Below are 12,266 nucleotides of genomic sequence, written 5' to 3'. Positions count from 1 at the left end.
CCGTCATGGCCTACGTCATCACCCAGAATTGCTGTAGCGACGCCTCGTGCCTCGCGGCGTGCCCGGTCGGGTGCATCCATCCCCGTCCGGACGAGCCGGGCTTCGGCACCGCCGAGATCTTGCACATCGATCCCGAGGCCTGCATCGACTGCGGCGCCTGCGCCGACGTGTGCCCGGTCGACGCGATCCTGCCCGAAACCGGCCTGCGGGACGACCAGCGCTGGTTCGCCGAAGCCAACGCGCGGTACTACGCAGACCACCCGATGTCCCCGAACTGGGACACGCGGAAGGCGCCGCTGATCCGACGTGGACTCGATGGGCTCCGCGTGGCCGTCGTCGGGTCCGGTGCGGCGGCCTGGTACGCCGCACGTTCCCTACTCCGTCACCCCGGAGTCGAGGTGACGATGTTCGAGAAGCTGCCCGTCCCCGGCGGTCTGGTCGAGTTCGGGGTGGCACCGGACCATCCGTCCACCAAGGCCGCCATGGCGCAGTTCCGGTGGATGCGCGACCAACAGTCCCGCTTCGGACTGCGCCTCAACGTCGACGTCGGCACCGACGTCACACACACGGACCTGATGCGTCACCACCACGCCGTCGTCTACGCGCACGGCTCCCAGGAGGAACGCCAGCTCGGCGTCCCTGGCGAAGAATTCGTCACCGGCGCATTGTCTTTCGTCAGCTGGTACAACGACCATCCGTACGCCGGGGACTTCACACCGAACCTGTGCGGACGGCGCGCGATGATCGTCGGCAACGGTAATGTGGCGCTGGACATGGCGCGGATCCTCGCCACCGCCCCCGACGCGCTCGCCGGTACCGGGATCGCGCCACGTGCGCTGGCTGCGCTGCGGGACTCGCACGTGGAAGAGGTGGTGATCGTCGGCCGCCGCGGCCCCACAGATGCCGCATTCACCGCCGCCGAACTGCACGGCCTGATGCAGACCGCGGGTATCGACGTGGTGGTTGATCCGGCCGACCTGGTCGATTCACCCTCATCGGCCACCGTCGACCTCCTGCGCGCCGCGTCCGTCGCCGCACCCACGCCCGGGGCCCGTCGAATTGTGCTGCGGTTCAACACCGTCGTCGAGCGAGTGACTCCATCGGACGACGGTGGAGTGTCGGTGGCACTTGCCGCCCCGGGTGGCGGGTCCGACGAAACAGTCGACGCCGCCGTGCTCTTGCGGGCCGTCGGCTTTCGTGGCACTCCCATTGCGGGCGTACCCTACTCGATCGAGACAGGCACGATCCCCAATGACGACAAGCGGGTCGTCGATCCGGACACGGGCGCGGTCATCCCCGGCGTGTACGCCACCGGATGGATCGCACGCGGGCCGAACGGCGGGATCGGCATCAACCGCAGTTGCGCCGAGGCCGCAGCCGAACACGTGATGGACGACTACGCAGGAGGGGCGCTCGGAGACCACCTCGACAGTGGATTCCCCGAATTGCTGCGCAACACCTGTCCACGAGTCGTAACGATCGACGGCGCCGACGGTTACGCGGACGCCGTCGAGCAAGCCAACGCGTACCGACGTGGGCGCCCGAGCGAACCGAGGACCCCGCTCGCAGTCGCCCGCGTCACACTACTTCCGTTGTGGCCCAGGGTTGGCCGCAGGTCGGGTCACCGCACCCCGGCATCGGCTGGCGGATCGAGGTCGTGAGCGACGGCAACCACTTCGATGTGTTGGTGATCGGTTCCGGTTTCGGTGGCAGCGTCACAGCGCTGCGGTTGACCGAGAAGGGTTACCGCGTCGGCGTACTCGAAGCAGGCCGGCGATTCGATGACTCCGACTTCGCGGAATCCACCTGGAACCTGAGAAAGTTCCTGTGGGCGCCGCGATTCGGTTGTTACGGCCTGCAGCGTATCCACCTACTGAACAACGTGATGGTGGTGGCCGGCGCCGGTGTCGGGGGAGGCTCGTTGAACTACGCGAACACCCTCTAGAAGCCGCCGGCGCCATTCTTCGACGATCCGCAGTGGCGCCACATCACGGACTGGGACGAGGAACTGAGCCCGTTCTACGATCAGGCCCGCCGGATGCTGGGCGTGGTGACCAATCCGCACGAGACCCCGGCGGATGAGGTGCTCAGGCAGGTCGCCGAAGAGATGGGCGCCGGTGAAACGTTCGTCCCGACCCCGGTCGGCGTGTACTTCAACGAGCCCGGACGCACCGACCCCGATCCGTTCTTCGGCGGGACCGGTCCCGCACGCACCGGTTGCACCCAGTGCGGCCAATGCATGTCGGGCTGCCGTGTGGGAGCGAAGAACACGTTGATCAAGAACTACATTCACCTCGCGGAACGCATCGGAGCACAGTTCATCCCGATGACCACGGTGACCGGGCTGCGCGAGGCCGCCGACGGCGGTTGGGCGGTGTACACCCGAGCGACTGGTACACGCAGGCAACGCGGTGTGTACACCGCCGACACCGTCGTGTTCGCGGCCGGGACGTGGGGCACGCAGCAGCTGCTGCATTCACTCAAGGACAGCGGCGCACTGCCGAAGCTCTCCGACCGGCTCGGCGTGCTCACGCGTACGAACTCGGAGTCGGTGCTGGGTGCGGCGCGCTACAAGGCCGACCCTGCACATGACCTGTCGCGGGGAGTCGCGATCACCAGCTCGTTTCACCCGACACCGGACACTCACATCGAGCCCTGCCGCTACGGACCGGGCCGCAACGCCATGGGGCTGCTGCAGACACTCCTCGTCGACGGCGGCCCGGGACGCACCCGGATTCCGAGGTTCCTCGAAAAGCTGACGAAGACGCCGTCCGAACTGAAACTGCTGCTCACCCAGAAGGACTGGGGGCAGCGCGTCATGGTGCTGCTGGTCATGCAGAGCCTGGACAACTCGATCACCACGTACACCCGCAAGATTCCCGGCTCCCGCCGGCGACTCATGACCTCCACACAGGGGCACGGCGCGCCGAACCCCAGCTGGATTCCCATCGGCAACGAGGTGGCTCGCCGGGTCGCGGCGAAACTGGACGGATCGCCGGCGGCGCATGGGGCGACATCCTCAACATTCCCGTGACCGCCCACTTCCTCGGCGGCGCTGTGATTTCCGAGACACCCGAAACCGGCGTCATCGATCCCTACCATCGGATCCACGGCTACCCGTCGCTGTACGTCGTCGACGGTGCCGCGATCTCCGCCAATCTCGGAGTCAACCCGTCGCTGTCGATCACTGCGCAGGCCGAGCGCGCCGCCTCGCTGTGGCCGAACAAAGGCGACGTGGACCGGCGCGCCGAGCAGGGCACCGGCTACCGACGCATCGCTCCGATCCCACCAATATCGCCCCGCGGTTCCCGCCGGCGCGCCCGGCCAGCTCCGGCTGCCGACACCGCGAGTGGTGGTCCACCCCGTTGAGCCCTGCTAGCGGTAATCGCTTGGTGCAGAACCGGTCCAGCGCCGAAAAGCTCTCCGGAACGCGCTGGTCTCGGAGAACCCGAGGCGCGTGGCGAGGTCGGCGATTGTCTCGTCGCCGTGCACCAGAGCCTGGACCGCTCGGTCCCGGAGCACCTCGTCGCGGATCCGGCGCTGGGAGGTGCCGTCCTCTCGGAGCAGTCGGCGCAGGTGGGGCGGGCTGATGGACAGCCGATCAGCGAGATCGTTGGCAGTCATCCACGGCCCGTTCGAGTTTCGTTCCATGATGAGCCGGATCTGGGTGGTGATCGTGGTGGTGTGCTCATGCGCGTAGAACAGGACCCCCGGTGCGTCGCGGAGAAAGTCCTTGAGATCGGCCTCGGAGCGGACCACAGGTCGGGTGAGCGCCTCGGGGTCGAACGACATCGTGTTCCGGGCCGCCCCGAACACCGGCCGGATACCGAAAATCGCCAGGTAGTCATCACTGAGATGTTCTGCGTTGACACGGAATTCGAGGTGGCGCAACTGCAGCGATGATCCCGTGAGCCAACCCGCGAACCGCTGGAGGCTGCTCATCAGCGTGAACGCGATGAACGAATCGACCGGCGAATCCGGATCGTCCAGCTGGCGGACCGTGACGACATCGTCGTTGACCTCGTACTCGCCGCGAACTCCGGCCCACACCGAGCTGAGCTCGAGCATCCGGGTCAATGCCGCGCGCAGGTCACGGCTGTGGATCAGGGTGAAGCCCGACAGGCGGAGCGTGCCGCGCGGAACGGGTCGCGGCCCCAAGCCGAAGAATTCGTCGTCAGTGACGTCCCAGAAATGCCGGATCACCGCGGTGGTCTGTTCCGGCGTGAGCCTGGTCAGCTCCAGGGAGTAGCGCTGCCAGTCGAGCCCGGTCTCCTGTAACGCGCGCTGTACGTCGAAGCCGCGCTTGACCATGGCCTCGACTGTGGCGCGGAGAAATTGGACGGGGATGGTGTATGCCATGTCTCGGCGGACGCCCTTCGCGTGACCTGCGATCGAATCAGCTTCCGATCCTATTACCGATGATCGTTTCGGTCCCCCAAGACGCCTGCCGGGGTCCTCGTCAGGGTCCGGCGGGCGACCTAGCCTCGATTCGGAACAGTTGATCAGCTGACCTATCGAGAGGACCGCCAGTGGCAGAACGGGTTTTCGTTGTCGGTGTCGGCATGACGAAGTTCGAGAAGCCGGGCCGACGGCGCAACGACGACGGCAGCGCGTGGGATTACCCGGACATGGCCAGGGAGTCGGGCACCAAGGCGCTCGCCGATGCCGGGATCTCCTACGACGAGATCGAGGAGGCGTACGTGGGCTACGTCTACGGCGAGTCCACCTCGGGGCAGCGTGCCGTCTACGAGCTGGGATTGACCGGCATCCCGGTCGTCAACGTCAACAACAACTGCTCGACCGGCTCCACCGCCCTGTACCTCGGTGCGCGGTCGATCAGGGGCGGTCTGGCCGACTGCGTTCTGGCACTTGGTTTCGAGAAGATGCAGCCCGGTTCGCTGGGCACCACCTACGACGACCGGGAACAGCCGATCGCGAACCACATGCAAGCGCTGGCGGAGATCTCCGAGGTGCTCTTCCCGCCAGCACCATGGATGTTCGGAGCCGCCGGCCGCGAGCACATGCAGACCTACGGCACGACCGCCGAGCATTTCGCCAAGATTGGGCACAAGAACCACAAGCACTCGGTAAACAACCCGTACTCGCAGTTCCGCGACGAGTACAGCCTTGACCAAATACTCGATGCCCGGATGATCTACGACCCGCTGACCAAGCTCCAGTGTTCGCCGACCTCGGATGGTTCTGCCGCGGCAGTCCTGGCGAGCGAAGACTTCGTCGACAGGCACGGGCTTGCTCATCAGGCGGTCGAGATCGTCGGTCAGGCGATGACGACCGACTTCACGTCCACCTTCGACGGCACCTGCAAGAGCATCATCGGCTACGACATGAATGTCCAAGCCGCACAGAAGGTGTATGACCAGTCCGGTCTGGGGGCCGCGGACTTCCAGGTCATCGAGCTGCACGACTGCTTCTCTGCCAACGAACTCCTGCTCTACGAGGCGTTGGGTCTGTGCGCCCCCGGTGAGGCGGGCACGCTGATCGACGCCGACGAGACCACTTACGGCGGCACGTGGGTCGTCAACCCCTCGGGCGGCCTCATCTCGAAGGGCCATCCGCTCGGAGCGACAGGCCTCGCACAGTGCGCCGAACTGACCTGGCAGCTGCGGGGCACCGCCGACCAGCGCCAGGTCGCCGATGTGACCGCGGCGCTGCAGCACAACATCGGCCTGGGCGGTGCTGCCGTCGTCACCGCCTACCAACGCGCCGATCGCTGATCGACGTCACTCCCCCGCCGACATCCATCCGACACATCAACCAGATTCCCGAAAACCAAGGAGACCATCGACATGGGGCACATCGAGCAGACCGCCACTCTCCCAGCATCTTCGGCCACACTGATCGAGGTGATCAGCGACCCGAACACGTGGGGTGAGTGGTTCACCATCCACGAGCGCTGGATGGTGGAGCCGCCGGCCAAGCTGACCGCCGGAGCCAACCTCACCGCGAAGATCTTCATGCTCGGAATGGCGAACAAGATCGAGTGGGTCGTCGAGGAGGTGACGAACAACAAGCTGGTCCTGTCCGGCACGGGCATGGCGGGGGTCAAGGCGGACTTCTCGTTCGAGCTGACACCGTCCGGCGACAGCACCGACGTGCGGGTTGCGGGCGATTTCGAGGGCGCGCTGATCAAGGGTGCACTCGGCAAGGCGGTCGAAAAGGACGGCACCAAGCAGATCCAGGAGTCGCTCGACAAGCTCGCCGCGCTCGCCACCGGTGCCTGAGGTGGGCGATCGGCACGAATTCGACCGCGCAGGTCTGAATCTGTGGTCCGACGAGGAGCGTTTCGAGGTCACTCGCGAACGTCTCGCGGAGTACGCCGCGGCGACCAATGACCCGGTCCCCGCGCACCTCGCAGGTGACGTCGGCTCACCGGTGTTCGCCATCGTGCCGGCGTTCGACGCGTTGATGGCCCCGGCCGTGGATGTGGTCCCGATGAGCATCTTCGGCCGGATCACGCACGGCGAGCAGGACTTCCACTTCCACCGCCCGATCAAGCCGGGCGACACGCTGGTGTCTCGCGGGCGCGTGATCGGCTGGGAGACGAAGTCCACCGGTGCGCTGGTCTACATCCACCTCACCTGCCACGACCAGATCTCGGGTGAACTCGTCAACGAGCAGTACCTTTCTGGTTTCTTCCGCGGCGTCGACGCGGGCGAGAAGGTCGGCGAAGCGATCCCCGTGATCGCGTCGCACCCCGGGGTCAAGGAGGGGCCGCCGGCGGCAACCGTGACCGCGCACGTCGACGACGACCAGACCTTCCGGTACGCACCGGCATCGGGCGATCCGGTGCCGCTGCACTTGGACGAGGAGGTCGCCAAGGACGCAGGCCTTCCGGGCATCATCGCCCACGGCCTCTGCACGATGGCGATGGCCGGCTGGGGAATCGTTGCCGAGGTAGCCGGTTCTGACGTGGCCCGGGTGAATCGCTTGGCCGTGCGGTTCTCGAAGTTCGTTTTTCCCGGCGACGACCTGTCGACCCGGATCTGGCGCGTGTACACCGAAAATGGCGTCACCACATACGCCTTCGAGACGGTCCGCGGTGACGACATCGTACTGAGCAACGGCATCGCTGAAATCACCGACTGATCCCGCCATCACGTGTCACAACCGATCGTGACGGCGAAGCAAACGTTTCCAATTGAAGGAGAAGACATGGGTGCCTTGGAAGGCCGCGTGGTCGTCATCACCGGCGCCGGTCGCGGTATCGGTCGCGAACACGCTCTGCTGTTCGCCCGTGAAGGTGCCGCCGTCGTGGTCAACGACCTCGGTGGCAGCAACAGCGGTGACGGCGCAGACGGCACCCCCGCACAGGAGACGGTCAACGACATCGTCGCCGCCGGCGGACGTGCCGTGGTGAACACCGAGAACATCGCGACCTGGGCGGGCGCCGAGGCGCTGTTGGACCAGGCCATCGATGAGTTCGGCAGGCTCGACGTCGTCGTGAACAACGCAGGCATCCTCCGCGACGGGTTCATCCCGGCATTGGTGGAGTCCGACTGGGATGCCGTGGTGGCCGTGCACCTCAAGGGCCACTTCTCGGTCATCCGGCACGCCGCGACCTACTGGAAGGCCGAGTCGAAGGCCGGTCGCCAGCCCGACGCCGCGATCGTCAACACAGCCTCGGCATCGGGTGTGACCGTTCCCAATGCGGGACAGGCCAACTACGGGGCGGCGAAGGCGGCCATCGCCGCGCTGACGCTGGTCGCCGCAGACGAGTTGCAGCGCTACGGTGTGCGGGCCAACGCGATCGCGCCGATCGCCCGCACGCGGCTGACGCTGGCGACGCCGGGCATGGGTGCGTTGATGGCCGCTGAGGCGGCCGACGCCGAAGCCGAGGGTGGCTTCGACGCCTTCAGTCCCGCCAACATCTCACCGCTGGTTGCGTACCTCGCGACTGCCCAGTGCCCGATCACGGGCAAGGTGTTCGCCGTACAGGGCGGCGCCATCAGCGAGCTCGCCGGCTGGCACGACGTCAAGACCATCGAGACCGACGAGGCGTGGACCATCGACGACATCGCCGCTCGGCTGCCCTGATCAGAGAAGGAGAAGAGAAATGTTCGAATGGTCTGAGACCGACGAGATGGTCCGCGATTCCGTGCGCACCTTCATCGACCGGGAAATCCGTCCCCACATCGATGAACTCGAGCACGGCGACCTGCCGCCGTACGACATCATGCGCAAGCTCTTCAAGGAGTTCGGCCTCGATGCGTTGATCGACGAGACGGTCGACAAGATGCTGGCCAAGGAACAGGAGAAGGCCGACCGGATCGCCGCCGGTGAGCCCGAACCCGAGAAGAAGTCGGGCGGCAAGTCCGGCGGCAACCCGCTGGCAGCCCAGGGCAGCATGGCCGCAGTGCTGATCAGTGAGCTCACCGGCGTCACCCTCGGTAGCGTGGCCGCCGTCGGCGTCAGCCTCGGCCTCGGTGCGGCCACGATCGCGAGCCGCGGCACCCTGACCCAGAAGCAGCGCTGGCTCAAGGACATCGTCACGCTGAACAAGGTGGCCGCGTGGGCGATCACCGAGCCCGACTCCGGCTCTGACGCGTTCGGCGGCATGAAGACCTACGTCCGCCGCGACGGCGACGACTACATCCTCAACGGACAGAAGACCTTCATCACCAACGGGCCGTACGCAGACGTCATCGTCGTCTACGCCAAGCTCGATGAGGGCGATCAGGCCGGCAAGCGGGACCGGAAGGTGCTGACCTTCGTCCTCGACACCGGGATGGAGGGCCTCACGCAGGGCAAGCCGTTCAAAAAGATGGGCATGCACTCCTCCCCCACAGGTGAATTGTTCTTCGACAACGTCCGGCTCACGCGGGACCGGCTGCTCGGCGAGACCGAGGATCACAAGGGCGGTGACGGCCGTGACAGCGCCCGCTCGAGTTTCATCGTGGAGCGGGTCGGTTGCGCCATCCTGTCGCTGGGGATCATCAACGAGTGCCACCGTCTGTGCGTCGATTACGCCAAATCACGCACTCTCTGGGGTCAAGAGATCGGCAGGTTCCAGTTGATCCAACTGAAGCTGGCCGAGATGGAGATCGCGCGGCTGAACGTACAGAACATGGTGTTCAACGCGCTGGAGAGTTTTGCCGCAGGCAAGATCCCCTCACTGGCCGAATCGTCGGCGATGAAGCTCTACTCCACCAAGGCCGCTACCGACGTGGCGATGGAGGCAGTCCAGCTCTTCGGCGGAAACGGATACATGGCCGAGTACCGGGTCGAGCAGCTCGCCCGCGACGCCAAGTCGCTGATGATCTACGCGGGTAGCAACGAGATCCAGGTGACGCACGTCGCGAAAGGCCTGCTCGCGCGTTGATGTTCGGGGCGCAGCAATCTAGCCACCGTTGCGGCAGCAACAATTCAGCCACCGTTGCGGCAGCAACAATCTAGCCACTGTTGCGCAAGGCGGTGGCCAACCCGCTCATCGTCAGTAGGATGCCGCGCTGCACCAGCTCGTCCTCGTCGCCCGACCGGTAGCGGCGCAGCAGTTCGACCTGCAGGTGGTTCAGCGGTTCCAGGTACGGGAAGCGGTTGAACACCGACCGCGCCAGCGCCGGGTTGTCGGCCAGCAGGTCGTCCTGGCCGGTGATGAGCTTGTGCATCCGGATGGTGCGGGCGTGTTCGTCGACGATCTTGTCGAACACCCGGTGCCGCAACTCGACGTCGTCGACCAGTTCGGCGTAGCGCGCCGCCAGCCCCAGATCCGACTTCGCCAGCACCTGAGCCATGTTCGACAGCACCGTCGCGAAGAAGGGCCACCGCCGGTAGAGGTCCTGCAGCACTTTCAGCCGCGCGTCGCTGTCGGGCCCGTCGCCGATGTAGTCCTCGAACGCGGTGCCGGTGCCGTACCAGCCCGGCAGCATGATGCGCGACTGACTCCAGGCGAGCACCCACGGGATCGCCCGCAGGTCGGAGATGGACGTGGTGGGTTTGCGCGAGGTCGGCCTGCTGCCGATGTTCAGGGCACCGATCTCGCTGACCGGCGTCGAGGCCTTGAAGTAATCGACGAAACCCGGTGTCTCGTGAACCAATTCGGCGTACGCGCGCTGCGCACGGGCGGCCAGGTCGTCCAGAACGGCATAGGCCGGTTCCGCTTCGTCTCCGAGTCCTTCGACGTCGAGCAGGGTGGCCTCCAGCGTGGCCGCCAGCAGCGTCTCCAGGTTGCGGTGCGCCAGGCGGGGTTCAGCGTACTTCGCGCCGATCACCTCGCCCTGCTCGGTGATGCGCAGCGAACCGTTCACCGCGCCCGGCGGCTGCGCCAGGATCGCGTCGTAGCTCGGTCCGCCGCCCCGGCCGACGGTGCCGCCGCGGCCGTGGAAGAGCCGCAACCGGATTCCCGCCGCGCGAGCCATCTCGACCAGATCCAGCTCGGCCCGGTACAGCGCCCAGTTCGCGGCGAGGTACCCGCCGTCCTTGTTCGAGTCCGAGTAGCCGAGCATCACCTCATGGCTGTCCCCGCGGGCGGCCACGATCGCCCGGTAGAGCGGAAGGTCCAGCGCTGCCTGCATGATCGCCGACCCACGCTGCAGGTCGTCGATGGTCTCGAACAGCGGCACGATGCCGACCGGCGCGTAGGGGTGCTCACCCGAGACATCCAGCAGCCCTGCCTCTTTCAGCAGCAGCGCCGCCTCGAGCATGTCCGACACGGACTGGCACATCGAGATGATGTAGTTGGGTACCGCGGCGGGCCCGAACACGTGCACCGCACGCGCCGCGGCGATCACGATGTCGAGTTCCTTGCGGGCCAACTCCGACAGCTGCGCACCCGGGCCGATCAGCGGGCGGCGCGTGGCGAGCTCAGCGGCGAGCAACTCGACCCGCTCGTCCTCGCTCAGCGACGCATAGTCGGCGTGCACGCCGGCCCAGGCCAGCAGCTCGGCGATCACCTCCTCGTGCATGTCGGAGTTCTGCCGCATGTCCAGACCACTGAGGTGAAAGCCGAAGACGCGCACCGCTTCCCGCAGGCGCGCCAACCGGTCGTCGGCGAGCACCGCGCTACCGTTGGCCCGCAATGACGCGTCGACGGCGTCGAGATCGGCCGACAGCTCGGCCGGGGTCTCGTACGCCGTCATGCCGAGATCGAGTTGGTGTTCGGGCTGCCGGTCCAGTATCTGGCAGGCGGTCGCGGTCAACCGCGCGTGCACGACGCGCAGCGCGCGCCGGTAGGGCTCGTCGGCGCGGGCGGGCTCGGCGCACGCATCGGCCAGCGCGGCCAGCTCCTCGCTGACGTGGACCAACCGGACCGACATCGACAGTTCCTGCTCGAGCGCGGTCAGTTCGGTGAAGTAGTGCGTGAACGCGGTGAAAGCCGCACTGCCGGTGGCCATCCGGACGATCTCGGCGGTGACGTTCGGGTTGCCGTCCCGGTCCCCGCCAATCCACGAACCGGGGCGCAGGATCGGCTCGCGCAGCAGGTCCGCGTCGGGCCAGCGGCTCTGCAGCGCGGCCCGCACCTCGGCGTTGACCCGCGGGATGACGTCGAGGAACGCCGCCGGGTAGTACCGAAGGCCCGTCTCGATCTCGTCGGAGATCTTGAGGCGGGACAACCGGATCAGCGCGGTCTGCCACAGGGTCAGGATGTGCCGGCGCAACTCGCGCTCGATGTCGCGGCCGTCCTCGGTGTGGGTCAATCCGCGCAGCCGCATCCGCATCAGTTCGGTGATGCGGTGCTGGGTGTCGAACACGGTGCGGCGCCGTGTCTCGGTGGGATGCGCGGTGATGACCGGGGCGACCAGCGCACCGTCGAGCGCCTCGGCCACCTCCTTGGCGTCGAGGTCGGCGTCGTCGAGCTTGAGGTACGTCGCGGCCAGGGTGCTGTTCTGCGGCGGTTCCCCGGCAGCCTCGTGCACGGCGCGACGGCGTTCCCGGTGGATGTCCTCGGCGACGTTGGCCAGCAACGCGAAATGGGTGAACGCGCGGATCACCGGGATCGCGTGGCGGGCATCGATGCCGTCGAACAGTCGCGCCAACTCCGAGCGGTCGATCTCGGAGCGGCGCACCCGGAACGACTCGACCCGCGCCTGCTCGATGAGTCCGAATGTCTCCTCACCGTTCTGCTCGCGCACGGTGTCGCCGAGGATCGCGCCGAGCAGCCGGATGTCTTCCCGCATCGGCTCGGTCGCCTCCCGCCCCACCTGCGTGCGCTGGACGGCTCCGATGGGTTCGAGCAGGTTGTCGGTTGTCGGCGGCATGGTGCCCAGTATCGACGTAGCCACAGGGGGACGCACGGCGAGCACGGTAGC

At 66.7% G+C, this 12,266-nt stretch carries 8 protein-coding genes and 1 pseudogene; 7 read left to right on the top strand and 2 right to left on the bottom strand.

Translation table 11 applies throughout. The annotated features are described in order from the left end of the window. Positions 1-5: 5 nt before the first annotated feature. Together DMB80_RS11090 and DMB80_RS28535 are read left to right on the top strand one after the other, a co-directional pair. On the top strand, positions 6-1,661 hold the full coding sequence (locus tag DMB80_RS11090; protein WP_111509906.1) for an FAD-dependent oxidoreductase: 1,656 nt from the start codon (positions 6-8) through the stop codon (positions 1,659-1,661). Then, positions 1,658-3,379, top strand: a pseudogene (locus DMB80_RS28535) (FAD-dependent oxidoreductase). Before DMB80_RS11090 ends, DMB80_RS28535 begins: the two are co-directional and overlap by 4 nt. Here the strand turns inward: DMB80_RS28535 and DMB80_RS11080 are convergent. Continuing rightward, positions 3,376-4,359, bottom strand: a complete 984-nt coding sequence (locus tag DMB80_RS11080) for an AraC family transcriptional regulator (protein ID WP_111509905.1) — start codon at positions 4,357-4,359, stop codon at positions 3,376-3,378. The pseudogene DMB80_RS28535 and the gene DMB80_RS11080 sit on opposite strands and share 4 nt — an antisense overlap. 170 nt (positions 4,360-4,529) lie before the next feature. Between DMB80_RS11080 and DMB80_RS11075 the strand changes: the two genes are divergently transcribed. The 5 genes from DMB80_RS11075 to DMB80_RS11055 all read left to right on the top strand — a co-directional run bounded on the left by DMB80_RS11075 (position 4,530) and on the right by DMB80_RS11055 (position 9,340). After that, positions 4,530-5,735, top strand: coding sequence for a lipid-transfer protein (locus DMB80_RS11075; RefSeq protein ID WP_111509904.1), 1,206 nt, complete (start codon positions 4,530-4,532; stop codon positions 5,733-5,735). Positions 5,736-5,807: 72 nt separating this feature from the next. Next, positions 5,808-6,242, top strand: a complete 435-nt coding sequence (locus DMB80_RS11070; protein WP_111509903.1) for a type II toxin-antitoxin system Rv0910 family toxin — start codon at positions 5,808-5,810, stop codon at positions 6,240-6,242. 1 nt (position 6,243) lies between these two features. Beyond that, positions 6,244-7,107, top strand: a complete 864-nt coding sequence (locus DMB80_RS11065; protein WP_111509902.1) for a MaoC/PaaZ C-terminal domain-containing protein — start codon at positions 6,244-6,246, stop codon at positions 7,105-7,107. Between the two features lie 66 nt (positions 7,108-7,173). Beyond that, a complete protein-coding gene (locus DMB80_RS11060) occupies positions 7,174-8,055 on the top strand; it encodes an SDR family oxidoreductase (protein ID WP_111509901.1) in 882 nt (293 codons plus the stop codon). 19 nt (positions 8,056-8,074) lie between these two features. Continuing rightward, positions 8,075-9,340, top strand: a complete 1,266-nt coding sequence (locus DMB80_RS11055) for an acyl-CoA dehydrogenase family protein (RefSeq protein WP_111509900.1) — start codon at positions 8,075-8,077, stop codon at positions 9,338-9,340. A 70-nt stretch (positions 9,341-9,410) separates the two neighbouring features. On the opposite strand, the gene ppc is transcribed toward DMB80_RS11055, so the two are convergent. Beyond that, positions 9,411-12,215, bottom strand: coding sequence for a phosphoenolpyruvate carboxylase (gene ppc / locus DMB80_RS11050; RefSeq protein ID WP_111509899.1), 2,805 nt, complete (start codon positions 12,213-12,215; stop codon positions 9,411-9,413). Positions 12,216-12,266 lie beyond the last annotated feature (51 nt).

The sequence above is a fragment of the Mycobacterium kyogaense genome (genome assembly GCF_003254575.1).
In the GTDB taxonomy this organism is placed as follows: Bacteria; Actinomycetota; Actinomycetes; order Mycobacteriales; family Mycobacteriaceae; genus Mycobacterium; species Mycobacterium kyogaense.
The sequence above is the reverse complement of the archived record's forward strand: the minus strand, read 5'-3'. Positions and strand labels throughout refer to the sequence as shown.

Bases quoted from the DNA above. Each gene is read 5' to 3' on its own strand.
- DMB80_RS11055 (WP_111509900.1), top strand. From the start codon at position 8,075: ATGTTCGAATGGTCTGAGACCGACGAGATGGTCCGCGATTCCGTGCGC.
- DMB80_RS11060 (WP_111509901.1), top strand. From the start codon at position 7,174: ATGGGTGCCTTGGAAGGCCGCGTGGTCGTCATCACCGGCGCCGGTCGC.
- DMB80_RS11070 (WP_111509903.1), top strand. From the start codon at position 5,808: ATGGGGCACATCGAGCAGACCGCCACTCTCCCAGCATCTTCGGCCACA.
- ppc (WP_111509899.1), bottom strand. From the start codon at position 12,215: ATGCCGCCGACAACCGACAACCTGCTCGAACCCATCGGAGCCGTCCAG.
- DMB80_RS11090 (WP_111509906.1), top strand. From the start codon at position 6: ATGGCCTACGTCATCACCCAGAATTGCTGTAGCGACGCCTCGTGCCTC.
- DMB80_RS11080 (WP_111509905.1), bottom strand. From the start codon at position 4,359: ATGGCATACACCATCCCCGTCCAATTTCTCCGCGCCACAGTCGAGGCC.